Raw genomic sequence first — 17,320 nt, 5'->3', positions numbered from 1 at the left:
TCCAAAAAATGGTCGATGCCGATCCATAACTGGCGTCAGGCCATGGTTCGATTTATCATTGAGTTCGGGGATCGCCTCGAAAAGCACATTAACTAAATGGCAGTTACACAGAATCTGTTACAGGCTCGAAGCCTCGGCTGCGACGTTAAATATAAATATCTAAATGCTTACGACCGTTTTTGTCCACGGTCGGTAATTCTGGATCGACGTCATCCTCTGCTTTGGCCTTTTCTTCCTTTTTAGCTTTTTCAGGTTGTTGGGATTTCTTTTGGTATTTTTCGCGGGCTTCACGCTCTTCGGCATTAAGCTCTTTTTCTTCGTCGCTTAATGCCCGAAGTTTGGCTTCTTTCTCTACTTGCTTTACCCGCAGCTCGTCTTTTTCAATCGGCGATTTGCCTTCTCTGGGTAATACAGAAAACAATAAGTCGTTACTCATAATGCCATTCTCCTTGTCGCCGTTTAGCGAATACTGAGGTCCATTTATTAACTATCGTATTGATATTGACTAACTTTAACTGTTTTTGTTCAATTTTTAAACACTCAACAATCCTTGGCTACATGCCTAATACGATTTGGTTGTAACTAATAGCAAATAATCTGGCGCTTTTTGTCAAATAGTTATGAATTGGGTTGCATTCGTTCTGGCCTTTAGATAATGTCACTACATCCATTTATTACAGTGAATTCGAGCCCGACGGATATATGAACCAGATAGCAGCACCATTTTTTACTCATGCGCATCATCATATAGCATAACCTTTCAGGTTCGTGCTGGAAGGTCTATTGTCCTTCCAGTGGAGCAGATTAATCTAACCCCCGGAAGGAAACTTCCGGGGGTTTTTCGTTGTATTGGCTAAAATTTTTTAACCTACATCAACTTTATAGAGGCAATCTAATGAGCGATAGCAAACGACTGCGCATAGCGGTACAGAAAAAAGGACGTTTAAGTGATGAGAGCATTGCATTACTCAAGGCCATTGGCATCAAATTACAGATCCGTGACCGCTTATTGATCGCTCATTCAACCAATCAACCCATAGATCTTTTATTGGTCAGAGACGACGACATCCCAGGTTTGGTGATGGACGGCGTAGTTGATTTAGGCTTTATAGGCGAAAATGAGCTTGAAGAAAAAATGCTTGAGCGTCAAAAAAGCAATAAATCCTATGCCTTTGAAACTCTTCGTCGACTTGATTATGGCGGCTGTCAGTTATCGATTGCAGTGCCTAATGAATTTGACTACCAAGGTTTAGAATCGCTAAATGGTCTTAAGATCGCAACCACCTACCCTTTTTTACTAGAGCGTTATTTCGAAAACAATAACATCAACGCACAATCAGTGATGCTAACGGGCTCAGTTGAAGTGGCCCCCAGAGCAGGAGTGGCCGATGCGATTTGCGACTTGGTGTCGACCGGTGCCACCCTCGAAGCCAATGGTCTTCGCGAAGAAGTGGTCATTTTTGAGTCCAAAGCAGTATTGATACAACGCGATGGCGAGCTGTCTGAACAAAAGCAAGCCTTAGTCAATCGCATGTTACCGCGCATCGATGGCGTGATGCAGGCTAAAGAGAGCAAATACATTATGCTGCACGCACCTAAAGCGCGTTTGCAACAAGTGAAAGATCTGCTCCCTGGTGCGGAAAACCCAACGGTCTTGCCGCTCGCCAACAGTGACGAGTCGGTTGCAGTGCATGTGGTGAGCTCTGAAACCTTATTTTGGGAAACGATGGAAAAGCTGAAGGCCCTTGGTTGCAGTTCCATCTTAGTCATGCCGATTGAAAAAATGATGGGTTAAAGCAATGTCTGCAAAGATACACAATTGGAATATCATCACCAAGGCACAACGGCTGCAGTTGATGAGTCGTCCTGCGATGACTGACAATAACACCTTAAGTGACATTGTCAGTGACATTTTAAGCCAAGTAAAAAGCCGTGGAGATGACGCAATAACGGAGCTAACTGAGCGATTTGATGGTGTTCAATTAGCTAATTTAAAGTTACCACAATGCGCGCTAGATACTGCCCAAAGTGAAATTAGCGACTCAGTAAAATCCGCAATCGATATGGCCTATGGCAATATCAAACAGTTTCATCAGGCACAGTTTCCACAGGACGTGCGAGTAGAAACCCAACCTGGTGTAGTTTGCGAACTCAAGCATGCAGCATTAGATTCGGTGGGTCTTTACATCCCTGGTGGCAGCGCCCCTCTTCCTTCAACCGTGTTGATGCTGGGCGCCACGGCACAAGTGGCTGGTTGTGCGCGCAAAGTGTTGTGCACACCGCCGGATAAAAATGGCAATATTGCAGCTGAGATACGCTATGCCGCGACCTTGTGTGACATTAATGAAATTTACTTAATTGGTGGAGCCCAAGCCATAGCAGCCATGGCCTTTGGTACGCAATCAATCCCCAAGGTAGACAAAATTTTTGGGCCGGGTAACAGTTTTGTCACCGAAGCCAAGCAACAGGTTAGTACGCGAGCTGATGGTGCGGCTATCGATATGCCGGCCGGTCCCTCTGAAGTATTAGTGATTGCAGATGCACACGCAAATCCGGCCTTTGTCGCCGCGGATTTATTATCTCAAGCGGAGCACGGTCGAGATTCACAAGCAATTTTAGTGAGTAATAGCGAGTCACTGATCCAAGCGGTTATAACGCAGGTTGATAATCAATTAAGCCAACTAAGTCGTAAAGACATCGCTGGCGATGCGATGCAAAATGGACGCTACATTCTGAGCAAAGATCTTGCTCAGTCAATTGAAGTAAGCAACCAGTACGCGCCCGAGCATTTAATTGTACAAGTTGAAAACGCCCGCGACACCTTATCGGATATAAAGCACGCAGGCTCTATTTTTGTCGGTCAATGGTCGCCCGAGTCTGCCGGCGATTATGCCAGTGGCACGAATCACGTATTACCCACCTACGGTTATGCGCGTAATTACTCCAGCTTAGGGTTGGCAGATTTCATGCGTCGCTATACCGTGCAGGAATTGAGCTATCAAGGTTTGCAAAATATTGGTACTGCTATTATGGATTTAGCCCAAGCCGAAGGGCTTGATGCCCACCGTCAAGCGGTCGCTATTCGACTTGAAGGGAGAAAGTAGATGTCTGATCTGGTTGAAAAATTAGTGTGCGACAATGTCAAAGCGCTTACCCCTTATGAATCAGCTAGACGACTTTTTGCTACCGGTGATGACACCCAATCGCAACAAGTGTGGCTAAACGCCAACGAGTCGCCTTTTCATAATGCGTTTCAAGTAGATGACTCGCGATTCAATCGTTACCCAGATTGCCAGCCGTCAGGGTTAATAAAAGCCTACGCAAAATATGCAGGAACAGGTATTGAACAAACCTTAGTGACCCGCGGGGCCGATGAGGGTATTGAGTTACTGATAAGAACATTTTGTAACCCAAGAACTGACAGCATACTGATCTGTCCCCCCACCTACGGCATGTATGCGATTAGTGCTCAAACCTGCGATGTCGCGGTGAAAAAAGTGCCTCTAAAAGATAACTTCAGTCTTGATGTGGAGGCCATATGTCAACATAAAGATCAGGTGAAACTGGTGTTCGTTTGCTCGCCAAACAATCCCACTGGCACCTCAGTAGAGAAGCAGCAATTGCGCTCGCTAGTGGAACACTTTGCCAATTCAGCATTGGTCGTGGTTGATGAAGCCTATATCGAGTTTGATAAGGAAAATACCTGGGCAACTGAACTGAGTCGCTATCCTAATTTAGTGATTCTGCGTACCCTCTCTAAAGCCTATGCGCTAGCGGGGCTACGGTGTGGATTTACCTTAGCTAGTAGCCCTATCATCAAAGCTTTATTGAAGGTCATTGCCCCCTATCCTATTCCTGAGCCTGTTGCCCAAATTGCCCAACAAGCACTCACTGAGGCAGGCGTCGATAACATGCTAAAGCAAGTCGATTACCTGGCGATTCAGCGAAACAAATTACATCGTTATTTAAAGACGATAAAACAGGTAGAGTTAGTCGGTGATGACAAAGCTAATTTCATCTTGTTTAGAACGCCACTAAAAAGCCAATTGATGCAGTTTTTGGTCGAGCATAATGTGTTTATTCGCGACCAATCAAAACAACTCAACTTGAACAATTGTTTACGTATTACCGTAGGTAACGACCAACAAAATCAGCACCTTATGGATCTTATTACTTCATTTTACAACACACAGGAAATCGCATAATGAGCGCGCAACCTATCCTATTTATTGACCGCGATGGCACGCTAGTAGAAGAGCCGGCAGTTGATAAACAATTAGACAGTTTGGAAAAATTGGTGTTCGAACCTTTGGTGATCCCCGTACTGTTAAAATTACAACAAGCGGGATATCGCTTAGTGATGGTGTCAAACCAAGATGGATTAGGCACTGACGCGTTTCCACAAGCCGATTTTGACGCGCCACATAATAAAATGATGGCGCTGTTCTCATCACAAGGCGTGGTTTTTGATGACGTGTTGATTTGTCCCCACTTTGATGAGCAAGATTGCAGTTGTCGAAAACCCAAACTGGGCTTGGTGAAAGATTATTTGCAGCAAGGTCGAGTGGATTTCACCCGCTCACTGGTGATTGGTGATCGAGATACGGATGTTCAGTTAGCTGAAAATATGGGCATTAACAGTATTAAGTACGATCGGCAGCACAACAACTGGCAGCATATTGAAAAAGCCATTTTAAGCGCAAGTCGCACTGCTAAAGTGCAAAGAAACACCTCAGAAACTCAAATCAGTGTGTTTGTGGATCTTGATTCGACGCAAAAGTCATCGATTGATACTGGCATTGGCTTTTTTGATCACATGCTTGATCAAATCGCCACTCACGGTGGTTTCGAGTTGCAGTTATCGGTAAAAGGTGACTTACACATTGATGATCACCACAGCGTAGAAGATACCGCTTTGGCGCTAGGAGAAGCCTTGAAACAAGCTCTGGGTAACAAACGGGGTATTGGCCGCTTTGGTTTTGCCTTACCGATGGATGAGTGCCGCGCCGAATGTATTATGGATATCTCGAATCGTCCTCACCTTAAATTCGATGCCCCTTTTAGTCGTGAATCGGTGGGAGAAATGGCCACCGAAATGGTGCCGCATTTCTTTTATTCTATGGCACAGGCCATGGGCTTATCGCTGCATTTGTCCACCACCGAAGGTAATGCGCACCATCAGGTCGAAAGCTTGTTTAAAGTCTTTGGACGCGCTTTGCGTCAGGCGATTACTAAACAAGGTGACACCTTACCCAGTAGTAAAGGAGCCTTGTAACTGTGAGCGACAATTCAACAACCGTCATTATTAATACCGGCTGCGCGAACATCTCTTCGGTTAAATTTGCGCTGCAGCGACTGACCAGCAACGTGATTGTGTCAGATGATGTATCGGTTATTTCAGCAGCTGATAAAGTGATACTCCCGGGCGTAGGCAGCGCTAATGCTGCTATGGACAGTATCGCTAAAAAGCAACTTAGCCTGTGCATTCAATCACTCAGCCAACCGGTGTTAGGGGTGTGTTTGGGCATGCAGTTGATGGTGACTGATTCACAAGAAAAAGCTCACCAAGGAAACGATCTCAACACCCCTTGTCTTGATCTTATTCCCGGTCAAGTGAAACGCATGCAAGTGGGTGAGTTACGACTACCGCATATGGGCTGGAATACCGTTGGTGCGTTAGAACACGAAACACTGTTTAAAGGTATCCCCGATGGAACCTACTTTTATTTTGTACACAGTTTTGCGGTAGATGTGTTTACTCACACCCTTGCGACTTGCGAATACGGCATGAAGTTTTCAGCGGCCATTCGTAAAGACAATTTCTTCGGCGTGCAATTCCACCCTGAACGATCTGGTGACGCAGGTGCGACTCTTTTGGAGAATTTTTTAGCCTTATGATTATTCCAGCAATTGATCTGATAGATGGCTCTGTAGTGCGTCTTTACCAAGGTGACTACGAGCAAAAAACGCAATACAAACTCGATCCTGTGGACGTGGTTCATAGCTATGCTGATCAAGGTGCGCAGTGGCTTCACATCGTTGATTTAACCGGCGCCAAAGACACTGACAAGCGGCAATTATCGCTGATCAAAAAAATGGTCGATACTCAGCGAATGCAGTTTCAAGCTGGCGGCGGGATACGCAGCGAAAGCGATGTTGCCCAATTGCTAGAGATAGGCGTAAAGCGTATTGTGATTGGCTCTTTGGCAGTCAAACAGCCTGACTTGGTGAAAGACTGGGTTAGCAAATACGGTGCAGAGGCAATCGTCCTTGCTCTTGATGTTAACATTGACGATAGCGGTAACAAAATGATCGCCACTCACGGTTGGCAACAAAGCTCTGGCGTGCGTCTTGAGGCCTTACTAGAGGACTTCCTCAGCGTGGGAGCTAAACATGTGCTGTGTACCGATATCAGTCGTGACGGCACCTTACAAGGAGCGAATCATCAACTCTATCAACAAATGAAACAGCAGTTTCCATCGGTGATCTGGCAAGCCTCCGGCGGAATCGGTTCGTTAGCTGATATTGAACGTCTCAAACCGACTTCGGTCGATAGCATTATTTTAGGCAGAGCATTGCTCGAAGGAAAATTTACCCTCAAGGAGGCAATCCAATGTTGGCAAGGCGAATAATTCCCTGTCTAGACGTGCGCGATGGCAAAGTGGTCAAAGGGGTTAAATTTCGTAACCATGAGATCATTGGCGACATAGTGCCATTAGCAAAACAATATGCTGAGCAAGGTGCCGATGAATTAGTATTCTATGATATTACCGCATCAAGTGATCAGCGAGTGGTCGACAAATCATGGGTCAGCCGCATAGCCGAAGTCATCGATATCCCATTTTGTGTCGCAGGCGGCATTAAAACGGTGGCCGATGCCGGTCGAATTTTGGAGATGGGCGCTGATAAAATATCGGTCAATTCCCCGGCTCTGGCCGATCCTGAACTGATAACACGATTACACGATACCTACGGACAACAGTGCGTGGTGGTTGGGATTGATAGTTACTTCAATGAAAACAGTGGTCAATACGAAGTCTATCAGTTTACTGGGGACGAGAAACGCACCCAGAACACCGGAAGACAGACTGCCGATTGGGTCAATGAGGTGCAATCTCGTGGCGCTGGTGAAATAGTGCTTAACTGCATGAACCAAGATGGCGTGCGCCAAGGCTATGATATTGAACAGCTTAGTTTAATACGACAGGCTTGCAAGATCCCGTTGATTGCCTCTGGCGGCGCAGGTGAGAAACACCACTTCTACGAGGTATTCAAGCAAGCTGACGTCGACGGCGCGCTAGCAGCCTCAGTTTTCCATAAAGGGATCATTCCCATTCCGGAGCTTAAAGACTTCTTACGCGCTCAAGGCGTGGCGATCCGCCATGACTATGTGCGTAAAATCGCATCAACAGGACCAATATCACTATGATAGTAACTCAACAAAGCGTAAATGAACTCAGCTGGGAAAAAATGGACAATTTGCTCCCCTGCATTGTTCAGCATGCCAATAGTGGCAAAGTACTGATGCAAGGTTACATGAACAAAGATGCTCTGTTACACACGCTTAATACGCAAAATGTGACCTTCTTCAGCCGCTCTAAACAGCGCCTATGGACCAAAGGAGAAACCTCTGGACATACACTGGCATTAACTGAGATAAGCGCAGACTGCGATAAAGATTCACTACTGGCACTGGTTGAGCCTAACGGGCCTACCTGTCATCTTGGCACGGAATCGTGCTGGCCCGACAGTAACGATGCTCAAATGACCTTTGTCGCTCAGTTGGAACAGCTACTTGCTAGCCGTAAAGATGCCGATCCTACTTCAAGTTATACCGCCAGTTTGTATGCCAAAGGAATTAAACGGATCGCACAAAAAGTCGGTGAAGAAGGCGTTGAAACCGCCTTGGCGGCCACAGTCGCAGATTTGGACGAACTTAAAAATGAATCCGCAGATTTGCTGTATCACCTGATCGTTTTACTACAGGCGTCAAATTTGAGTTTGACTGATGTTATTGACGTTCTCAAGCAGCGTCATCAAGCGCAATGAGGTAGGTTAAGGTTATAATTACTGCCTATAAAGGATTATCCACCAGCGGGAGTTAACAACATGCGTACTATCGGCTTAATTGGCGGTATGAGTTGGGAGTCAACGCTCAGTTACTACCAACTTATTAACCAAGGGATCAAGCGTGAACTCGGTGGTCTGCATTCAGCCAAGTTGGTACTGCACAGCGTCGATTTTGCGGAGATTGAACACCTACAGCATCTTCAACATTGGCAAAAACTAGCTGAAATCTTGATTGATGCCGCTATGAAGCTAGAAGCTGCGGGTGCTGACTGTGTAGCCATCTGCACTAATACTATGCACAAAGTCGCCGAACAGGTTGAAAATGCCATATCCATCCCATTGTTACATATTGCCGATGCCACCGCGAAATCATTAACACCTAATCAGCATTTCAAAGTGGGGTTGCTGGGTACTCAATTCACCATGGAGCAGGACTTTTACAAAGCGCGCCTGACTGAGAAATTTGGCATTGAAGTGCTAATTCCCACGTTAATGCAGCGGCAAAGAGTGCATGATGTGATCTATCAAGAGCTGTGCTTAGGCAATATCCAGCAAGCCTCCAAACAAGCCTTTATTGACGTGATCCACAATCTCAGCGAACGCGGCGCACAAGCCATTATTTTAGGGTGTACCGAAATCGCGCTGCTGGTAAATCAAGGTGACACTGAAATTAAGTTATACGATACAACCGCCATACATGCCGAATTCATCGTGCAATTTGCAGTGAGTAAACTAGATTAAGTTGAACTTTGGGTAAATTAGATTTAAATGAAGGGGGTCTTGTCGAAACAATTCATTACAACCACAATTTGCAAACAGCACTGCAGTGGAGTTCAATAACCAAAAGGAAAGGGAGTGATACACAATGAAAAACAAATTCATCATGCTACTTAAAGATAACTGGGGATTTATACTGGTTATTTTTCTCATGTTTGCTTCACGAAGCAGTATTGCTGATTGGTATCACGTGCCTTCAGGATCCATGTTGCCGACCATTCAAGTGGGGGATCGTATTTTTGTCAACAAGCTAGCCTATCGACTTGAAGTGCCCTTTACCGATATTGCGATTATGCAAACTGAGCAGCCCAAGCGTGGGGAGATTGTGGTGTTTAATTCTGTGGTTGAACAACAAAGACTAATCAAACGCATCGTTGGATTACCCGGAGATCATGTTTCTATGATTAACAATAAACTAATCATAAATGGCAACGTTCTCACGTATCAAAATGAGCAACAAAGTCAGTTTTATGAAGAAGATTTGTTAGGCGTTAAGCACTTAGTTCAGTTTGATGAGGTGCCTCAGCCCATGCACAGTTTCCCGTCAGTGGTTATTCCTGAGGACCATTATTTTGTCATGGGTGACAATCGAAACAACAGCCGTGATTCGCGATATTATGGTTTTGTTTCATCACAAGAGCTGCAAGGTAAAGCGACAAAAGTGATAGTGTCATTGGATGTTAATAATTATTATCTGCCTAAAGAAGAACGTTTTTTACAAGATTTAAATTAATTTAAAATCAAACACTTATAAAATATTTGCGATTTTTTTATTGATAAAGCATTGAAATATTTTGGTTTCAACACATATCGTTAATGTGGCAGCCGAAAGGGGTCACAAAACACCGCCGAATAATCGGGGTAACTGAAACTTTAAATACTTAAACATATTGCTTAATAGCGAGGATATGAAAATGCGTAATATAGATCTATCTCCACTTTATCGTTCATTCATTGGTTTTGACCACTTGGCGTCTATGATAGATGCGGCATCTCAAAGTGAAAAACAAACCTCTTACCCACCATACAATATCGAGTTGTTGGAAGAAGATAAATACCGTATCACTATGGCGGTAGCTGGCTTTTCTCAAAATGATATTGAGATTGAAGTCCAAGAAAACACCTTGAAAGTCTCTGGTACTATCGAGTCCAAAGAGAAAGAGCGGAAGTTTCTGCACAAGGGGATTTCTGAACGCAACTTCGAAAGAAAATTCCAGTTAGGTGATCACGTCAAAGTGCTAAATGCTGATATGAAAAATGGCTTGCTGCATATAGAACTAGAGCGTGTTATTCCAGAGGCCAAAAAGCCGAAGAAAATTGAGATTGGTGGTAACTTACTCGAAAACCAATCCTAATCGATCTAACTAACTAAACATGTGTGTTAAAACGGCGTCGGATGACGCCGTTTTTTTATGGTCGTGGATAACCTGAACTTTAGATACGATATGTCCGACAATTCAATATTACATAACTATTGCATAATGTTATTGAGCGGCATTTATTATCTTACAGTTCAGATTAGTTAGTACAGTATCAGCAAATTAATGACTGAAACGACGAATAAGGCGATGAAGGTTAACAAGGTGCCCCATAACCGCTGCCAGCTAACACCAACGTGATGACGAAGACCATACGCATGGATCAAACGTCCCATCAGCAACATTATCCCGATGACGTGAAGAGTGATGTGATTTGTATGATTCAGCTCAGCAATCAACATCAGTATCAGTGTTAAAGGCGTGTATTCAGCGAAGTTGGCGTGAGCTCGTATATAACCCAGAAAGTGCGGGTCACCACCGTCACCTAGACTGACTTGTTTAGCACGGCGCTGATTAATAACCAATATCGATAAATATAAAAAGGTGATCCCCAACAATCCGGCATAGAAAGCGGTAATAGGCGACGTCATATCAAATTTCCTTAAAGCAATAAAAAACCCACTGCAGTGGGTTTTTTAAATAAGCATCAGTGTAACAAGAAGTCTAACTTAACCGAGTTTTTCTGCAAGCTGTTTACTAACGGCCTCAACCGGTTGAGTACCATCAATTTTCATATACTCACAGTTACCTGCTTGCGCCTCTGCATGATAGTAATTTACTAGAGGTTTAGTCTGCTCATGATAAATAGCAAGACGCTTACGCACTGTGTGCTCTTCATCATCAGGACGTATTACCAGCTCTTCGCCTGTGACATCATCTTTACCTTGCTCTTTAGGCGGATTGTAACTGATGTGATAAACGCGACCTGACCCAGGGTGAACACGTCGTCCAGCCATACGCTCTACTATGACATCATCAGCGACATCAAATTCGATACAAAAATCTATTTTTATACCCACTTGCTTCATTGCATCAGCTTGTGGAATGGTGCGCGGAAAACCGTCTAATAGAAAACCGTTTTCGCAATCTGCTTGAGTAATACGTTCTTTAACAAGTCCGATGATGAGTTCGTCGGAAACCAACTTTCCTTCATCCATCACTTTTTTCGCAGCTAGGCCAAGTTCAGTGCCGGCTTTAATTGCAGCTCTTAACATGTCGCCTGTGGAAATTTGCGGAATGCCGTATTTTCCCATCAAAAATTGAGCCTGAGTGCCTTTACCTGCACCCGGTGCGCCGAGAAGAATAATGCGCATACCGTAACCTCTTAATTAGTAAATTTAAATCCAAGCGCAACTTTACACATTCGTCTTGATGTATACAAGAATATCAGTGCGCTGTCGGTCCAAAGTGGTGCTAAATGTATCCATTTTTGGCACATAAACTATACAAAGCTAGTGTTGAAAACAAAAAACGGGCGAAACGCCCGTTTTAGTGTTATTTCACAACCCTACTATTTTGCTAAGGTCATTAGCAAACTATTGAGGTTTTGCACAAATGTTGCCGGATCTTTCAAACTGCCTTGCTCTGATAACGCAGCTTGATCAAACAACACATCAGCCCATTGCTTGAACTGACTTTCATCTTGAATATTCGCCAGCATTTTCACCAATTGGTGTTCTGGGTTCATTTCAAAATGGTATTTAGCTTCTGGAACAGGTTGACCTGCTGCCTGCATAAGCTTAATCATTTGCGTGGTCATGCCTTGCTCATCAGTTACTATGCAAGCAGGTGAGTTTGTCAGCCTGTGAGTAAATTTCACATCAACGACTTTATCACCCAACGCAGCTTTCACTCGCTCAGTCAATCCTTCAACTTCTTTTTCCGCTTTTTCGTGCTCTTTTTTGCTTTCTTCGTCTTCAAGATCGCCAAGATCCAGTGCACCGCGAGTAACCGATTGGAAAGACTTCTCGTTATATTCAGATAAATGAGACATCAACCATTCGTCAATGCGATCTGACATTAACAATACTTCGATACCTTTTTTACGGAAGATCTCTAGGTGTGGGCTAGATTTCGCGGCAGTGTAACTGTCTGCGGTAATGAAATAGATCTTTTCCTGACCCTCTTTCATACGAGAAATATAGTCGTCTAATGACACCGTTTGTGCATCGCTGTCGTTTTCAGTAGATGCAAAACGCAATAAACCTGCGATTTTTTCTTTATTTGCGAAGTCCTCTGCAGGACCTTCTTTAAGTACGTTACCAAACTCTGACCAAAAGACTTGGTATTTCTCGGCATCTTTTTTAGCCAGACGCTCAAGCATCTGTAGCACACGTTTAGTGCAGCCTTGGCGAATAGCCTGAGTGATCTTGTTGTCTTGCAAAATCTCACGTGACACGTTTAACGGCAGATCGTTAGAGTCAAGCAAACCTTTCACAAAACGCAAGTAGATCGGCATAAACTGTTCGGCATCATCCATAATAAAGACACGCTGAACATAAAGTTTTAAACCGTGATTTTGATCGCGATTCCACAAGTCATAAGGTGCTTTAGAAGGAATATACAGCAAACTGGTGTATTCCGTTTTCCCTTCTACTTTGTTGTGTGCGTGCAGCAACGGATCGGCAAAGTCATGAGAAATATGCTTGTAAAATTCATTATATTCGTCTTCGCTGATATCTGACTTATCACGTGTCCACAGTGCGGTGGCTTTGTTAACAGACTCCCATTGTCCAGGGATTGCAGGTGTTTTTTCACCATCTTCGCCTTCAGACTCAGGTACTTCATCCTTCCACATCTTGACTGGAATACTAATGTGCTCAGAATATTTAGTGATGATAGAGCGAAGACGCCATTCATCAGCAAATTCTTTTTCATCTTCACGTAAATGTAAGATGATTTCAGTACCGCGGTCGGCCTTTTCAATGTCTTTAACCGTGAATTCGCCTTCACCTGCAGACTGCCACTCGACGCCTTTACTTGGATCATCACCAGCAGCACGTGAGCGCACAATAACGTTATCAGCAACAATAAAGGCAGAGTAGAAACCAACACCAAACTGCCCAATCAATTGAGAGTCTTTGGCTTGGTCGCCAGAGAGGTGATTGAAAAATTCTTTGGTGCCTGATTTGGCTATGGTGCCAAGATGTTCAATGACATCATTGCGATTCATACCAATACCATTATCAGAAATGGTAACCGTTCCAGCATCTTTATCGGCACTGAGTTTCACTGCCAAATCACCGTCATTTTCGAACAACGATGGATCGGAAAGCGCTTTGAATCTCAATTTATCAGCAGCATCAGCAGCATTTGAAACCAATTCACGCAAAAATATTTCTTTGTTTGAGTATAGTGAATGGATCATCAATTGCAGAAGTTGCTTTACTTCCGTTTGAAATCCATGAGTTTCTTGGTGAGCTGTCTCAGCCATAAACAAATTTCTCCTAGTTGACTGTTAACTTCAGATTAGAAGATGAGGCCAGTTTTCCAGAAACCAATGCATAAATTCGACTTTTTTACGATTATGGGCTTAATTTATGCTCCGAGTAAACGGATGGGCAGCGCAACAGAAAAAGAGAATGCAGCGAAATAATATTGACGGGGTGAAGCTAAGCGCAGAGATTGCTAGATCGGCTAGTCTAGATAGAGCGGCGCCCTGTAAATGCGTGGATCAACGTATTGCCATCGACATATTCTAATTCACCGCCTACTGGCATGCCATGAGCCAAGCGAGTCGCAGAAAGCTGCTTGTCGTTACACATTTGCGCAATATAATGAGCAGTTGCTTCCCCTTCTACTGTGGGGTTGGTTGCCAAGATCACTTCCTTAAATTTGCCTGAATCGAGTAAGGTATTTAGCTCCGTAAGGCCTATTTCACTAGGACCTATCCCATCAATAGGAGAAAGGTGTCCCATCAGTACAAAGTAGCGGCCTTTAAATTCCGACGTTTGCTCGATGGATAACACGTCTTGTGGTGACTCTACAACGCATAACTGCGCCGATTCTTCTCGACTAGGATCGGCACAGATTTCACAAACCGCTGATTCAGTAAAAGTACGACACGCCTGACAATGCTTTACATGCTCCATGGCATCATGCAGCGCCTGACTCAATTGTAAGGCACCGCTGCGATTGCGTTCCAACAAATGAAACGCCATACGCTGGGCACTCTTTTTACCTACCCCTGGCAAGGAAGTAAATGCCGTAATTAATTCTGATATCAGCGGGCTGAACTTCATTATCGCTTGCCTTAAAACGGCATCTTAAAGCCAGGAGGTAATGGCATACCACCGGTGACATCACCCATTTTTTCTTTGCTGGTTTCTTGAACGCGTCTAACGCCATCGTTCATCGCCGCGGCAACAAGATCTTCGATCATGTCTTTATCATCTTCCATCAATGATGGATCTATCTCAACTCTGCGTACATTGTGATTGCAGGTCATGACCACTTTAACTAAACCAGCACCGGCTTCGCCAATCACTTCAGTTTTTGCTAATTCTTCTTGGGTTTGCTGCATGCGCTCTTGCATCTGTTGCGCTTGCTTCATAATATTGCCCATTCCACCTTTAAACATATTCTCTCTCTTTGTACCGCCAATGGGTACTATCTGGGTTGTATACTGTCATCCAAAATATGACCTGCAAAGACAGATTTCAAACGTTGGATATTTTCGTCTGTATGCGCCACATGTTGAGCATGCTGCATACGCACTTGATTAATAGTTTGCTGTACCGCAAACGGCGTATTTTTTGGTTTAGTGTGCTCTACACTCAATTCAATATTATCTTGAAATTTTTCACTCAAAGCCGCTTGCAGTTGCTTTCGTGCTGACTCTGTATCTAGATGTGGTTTCGAATCGAGTAACTTCAAGGTCACATGGTTACCATTTTTTTGATACGCAGAGTGAAGCGCAAGCTGTTTAGTTAATGCCGTAAGCTGAAGTTGCTCGATCAATTGGCTCCATGTATCAAGCTGCTGAGCTTCAATAACCTTCTCACCGCTTTGTAAAAATACAGGGACATCAAAATCTATTTCAACTTCAATAGGCTCATTTAGATGTGCCATTGGATCAAACGAATGGGATGGCTCTGCATCCATTACCACAGGTTCAGCTTTCGCGCTTTCGCCTTGGTGCTGGATCCCCGTATCCCAAGGTGGTGACTCAGCAGCGTTATTAGAGGTCATATCAACGCTTGTCGCGGATTCTGAGTTATCGGAACTAAGAGATTGTGAAATATCTACTGTCTCCGATGAAGCCAGCTGCGCCTCGGTCCCCTGCTCTAGGTTATTCGTCTGTTGACTCCGCTCGTCGGTATTCGATTCAGCAGTAACACCGGTATTCAAAGCGTCCGATTGAGGATTGTCACTGGGATTAATATTCTCAGTGGTTGTTTCTGTAACGGTTTGTTGCTCAGGTTGTGCTGTTGCATCCGCGGCAGGCTCTTGCGGCGCATTTTGCGCACGCTTAAAGCGATTGACTGAAAAATCCTGTTCAGGCTTTTTTGCAGGATCAGTCGCTACCTCCGAAGCTGTTTCCTTTTGCGCAAGTTGATTTTTCAAGGCGATTAAACTTGCTGTTGTATGTAAACCTGCTGCTGATGGTTGTTCATTAGTTACGGGCGCAACTTGCTGCGGCCGATCAACGTCAGGATGATAACTTTGCTCTGGTGGCAGTTGTTGGTGGAAATCGGCTAAATCTGACTCTCGTTGATTAAACGAATCATCTTCTGAGCTGTGAAACGCAAAATGCGTTTCATCATTGTGAGCGAGGTTGCTCCCGATATCACTGCTGTCCATTTCAGGGTCAGCATGGTTAACGTCGTTATCTTTCACTTCGTCGGCTATCGGGACAGAGCTTTGCGGTGCAGCAACAGACTGCTGTTCAGGTGTTAACTTCGCCGCTTGTTCAATAACATCCTGTTGTTGCGCATTAAGTGCGTCAATCTGCTTGCTATTTTGATCAGTTAGTTCCTGAGGGCTGTTTACCTGTTCCGACTCGGCAGGATGAGTAAAGGTGCCTTGTGCTGATATTTCGTTAGTTTCATCAATCGAAAGTTTAAGCGGTGATGGATTAAACGCCAGCATTCTAAGCAACGTCATCTCTAACCCTACTCTGGCGTCAGCCGCACTGGCCATATCTTTTCTACCTTGCAACGCAATTTGATAGGCTAATTGCACTTGCTCAGCGGGTAACATTTTAGCTAATTGAAAAACCGCTCTTGCGGAAACTGTTTCAAGTTTGCAGGCTTCGGGTACGTACTGAGTAAGCGCCACTTGGTGAAGCAGACTCATCATTTCTACCAGCACCTGATCAAAGCTAATGGCTTGTTGAGCAAAGTCATCCACTTGTGCCATTACCTGTTCTGCTTTGTTAGCAAACACGTTATGCACGAGTTTAAGTATCTGGTTTTTATCCATCAACCCCAGCATGTCGGTAACGATGGCATTAGATACTTGGCCATTCCCTTGGGCGATTGCTTGGTCACTCAAACTTAAAGCATCACGCATACTCCCTTGCGCCGCACGAGCTAGCTGTGCAATAGCTTGAGGTTCAAACGGAATCGATTCTTGTTCTAGAATAAAACTCAATTGCCCGCTGATCTGTTCTCTGGAAAGGGCTTTCAAATTGAATTGTAAGCACCGAGAAAGAATGGTTACCGGCAACTTTTGTGGATCTGTGGTTGCTAATAAAAACTTAACATGAGGAGGCGGCTCTTCAAGTGTTTTCAGTAGCGCGTTAAAGCTGTGTTTTGACAGCATGTGTACTTCATCGATGAGATACACTTTGTATTCACCACGGGTTGGTTTGTACTGAACATTGTCTAATAGCTCTCGCGTGTCTTCGACTTTGGTTCGCGATGCAGCATCTATCTCGAGTAAATCGACAAAACTGCCGTTTTCGATTTCTTTACAAGTGTGACATTCACCACAAGGGTTCGCGCCCATACCCTTTTCACAGTTTAAACTTTTCGAGAAAATGCGAGCGATCGTGGTTTTACCCACCCCACGTGTCCCAGTAAATAAATAGGCATGATGCAAGCGATTATTGTCTAATGCGTTGGAAATCGCAGTGACAACATGCTCTTGGCCGACCAATTCAGAGAAGCGATTTGGTCGCCATTTTCTTGCTAATACCTGATATGCCATCA

18 protein-coding genes and 1 other annotated feature are annotated in these 17,320 nt (G+C 44.3%); of the genes, 11 read left to right on the top strand and 7 right to left on the bottom strand.

The features are described from left to right. Positions 1-145 precede the first annotated feature (145 nt). Positions 146-436 carry a hypothetical protein gene (locus tag ABD036_RS18285; protein WP_343862528.1) on the bottom strand — a complete coding sequence of 97 codons (291 nt, stop codon included), beginning with the start codon at positions 434-436 and terminating at the stop codon, positions 146-148. A gap of 295 nt (positions 437-731) precedes the next feature. Then, positions 732-842 (top strand) — a sequence feature (His leader region). 53 nt (positions 843-895) lie between these two features. Here ABD036_RS18285 and hisG point away from each other — a divergent pair. From hisG to ABD036_RS18230, 11 genes are all read left to right on the top strand, one after another. Next, positions 896-1,795: an ATP phosphoribosyltransferase gene (gene hisG, locus ABD036_RS18280; RefSeq protein ID WP_343862527.1), complete on the top strand. Its 900-nt coding sequence runs from the start codon at positions 896-898 to the stop codon at positions 1,793-1,795. Between the two features lie 4 nt (positions 1,796-1,799). Beyond that, the gene (gene hisD / locus ABD036_RS18275; protein WP_425542588.1) at positions 1,800-3,104 is read left to right on the top strand and encodes a histidinol dehydrogenase; all 1,305 of its coding nucleotides are present in this window, start codon (positions 1,800-1,802) and stop codon (positions 3,102-3,104) included. Continuing rightward, a complete protein-coding gene (gene hisC, locus ABD036_RS18270; RefSeq protein ID WP_343862526.1) occupies positions 3,105-4,205 on the top strand; it encodes a histidinol-phosphate transaminase in 1,101 nt (366 codons plus the stop codon). Next, the gene (gene hisB / locus ABD036_RS18265; protein ID WP_343862525.1) at positions 4,205-5,275 is read left to right on the top strand and encodes a bifunctional histidinol-phosphatase/imidazoleglycerol-phosphate dehydratase HisB; all 1,071 of its coding nucleotides are present in this window, start codon (positions 4,205-4,207) and stop codon (positions 5,273-5,275) included. The genes hisC and hisB overlap by 1 nt, the downstream gene beginning before the upstream one ends. 2 nt (positions 5,276-5,277) lie before the next feature. After that, positions 5,278-5,898, top strand: a complete 621-nt coding sequence (gene hisH / locus ABD036_RS18260; RefSeq protein WP_343862524.1) for an imidazole glycerol phosphate synthase subunit HisH — start codon at positions 5,278-5,280, stop codon at positions 5,896-5,898. Further along, positions 5,895-6,632, top strand: coding sequence for a 1-(5-phosphoribosyl)-5-[(5-phosphoribosylamino)methylideneamino]imidazole-4-carboxamide isomerase (gene hisA / locus ABD036_RS18255; protein WP_343862523.1), 738 nt, complete (start codon positions 5,895-5,897; stop codon positions 6,630-6,632). Before hisH ends, hisA begins: the two co-directional genes overlap by 4 nt. Beyond that, positions 6,614-7,429: an imidazole glycerol phosphate synthase subunit HisF gene (hisF, locus tag ABD036_RS18250; RefSeq protein WP_343862522.1), complete on the top strand. Its 816-nt coding sequence runs from the start codon at positions 6,614-6,616 to the stop codon at positions 7,427-7,429. The genes hisA and hisF overlap by 19 nt, the downstream gene beginning before the upstream one ends. Further along, positions 7,426-8,049, top strand: a complete 624-nt coding sequence (gene hisIE / locus ABD036_RS18245) for a bifunctional phosphoribosyl-AMP cyclohydrolase/phosphoribosyl-ATP diphosphatase HisIE (RefSeq protein ID WP_343862521.1) — start codon at positions 7,426-7,428, stop codon at positions 8,047-8,049. Before hisF ends, hisIE begins: the two co-directional genes overlap by 4 nt. Before the next feature lie 60 nt (positions 8,050-8,109). Next, on the top strand, positions 8,110-8,811 hold the full coding sequence (locus ABD036_RS18240; protein ID WP_343862520.1) for an aspartate/glutamate racemase family protein: 702 nt from the start codon (positions 8,110-8,112) through the stop codon (positions 8,809-8,811). Positions 8,812-8,935: 124 nt separating this feature from the next. After that, complete coding sequence (lepB, locus tag ABD036_RS18235; protein ID WP_343862519.1) at positions 8,936-9,580, top strand: signal peptidase I; 645 nt, start codon at positions 8,936-8,938, stop codon at positions 9,578-9,580. Between the two features lie 181 nt (positions 9,581-9,761). Further along, the gene (locus ABD036_RS18230; protein ID WP_343862518.1) at positions 9,762-10,202 is read left to right on the top strand and encodes an Hsp20 family protein; all 441 of its coding nucleotides are present in this window, start codon (positions 9,762-9,764) and stop codon (positions 10,200-10,202) included. 167 nt (positions 10,203-10,369) lie between these two features. Here ABD036_RS18230 and ABD036_RS18225 read toward each other — a convergent pair whose 3' ends face one another. The 6 genes from ABD036_RS18225 to dnaX all read right to left on the bottom strand — a co-directional run bounded on the left by ABD036_RS18225 (position 10,370) and on the right by dnaX (position 17,318). After that, a complete protein-coding gene (locus tag ABD036_RS18225) occupies positions 10,370-10,756 on the bottom strand; it encodes an MAPEG family protein (RefSeq protein WP_343862517.1) in 387 nt (128 codons plus the stop codon). 78 nt (positions 10,757-10,834) lie between these two features. Then, positions 10,835-11,479, bottom strand: coding sequence for an adenylate kinase (gene adk / locus ABD036_RS18220; protein WP_343862516.1), 645 nt, complete (start codon positions 11,477-11,479; stop codon positions 10,835-10,837). A gap of 197 nt (positions 11,480-11,676) precedes the next feature. Further along, positions 11,677-13,599, bottom strand: a complete 1,923-nt coding sequence (gene htpG / locus ABD036_RS18215) for a molecular chaperone HtpG (RefSeq protein ID WP_343862515.1) — start codon at positions 13,597-13,599, stop codon at positions 11,677-11,679. Between the two features lie 208 nt (positions 13,600-13,807). After that, positions 13,808-14,407, bottom strand: a complete 600-nt coding sequence (gene recR / locus ABD036_RS18210; protein ID WP_343862513.1) for a recombination mediator RecR — start codon at positions 14,405-14,407, stop codon at positions 13,808-13,810. An 11-nt stretch (positions 14,408-14,418) separates the two neighbouring features. After that, the gene (locus ABD036_RS18205; RefSeq protein WP_343862511.1) at positions 14,419-14,745 is read right to left on the bottom strand and encodes a YbaB/EbfC family nucleoid-associated protein; all 327 of its coding nucleotides are present in this window, start codon (positions 14,743-14,745) and stop codon (positions 14,419-14,421) included. A 29-nt stretch (positions 14,746-14,774) separates the two neighbouring features. After that, a complete protein-coding gene (gene dnaX, locus ABD036_RS18200; RefSeq protein ID WP_343862510.1) occupies positions 14,775-17,318 on the bottom strand; it encodes a DNA polymerase III subunit gamma/tau in 2,544 nt (847 codons plus the stop codon). Positions 17,319-17,320: the final 2 nt, after the last annotated feature.

This window comes from Aliiglaciecola litoralis, from assembly GCF_039523355.1.
Lineage (GTDB): Bacteria > Pseudomonadota > Gammaproteobacteria > Enterobacterales > Alteromonadaceae > Aliiglaciecola > Aliiglaciecola litoralis.
This window is presented reverse-complemented; position numbering and strand designations above follow the sequence as displayed.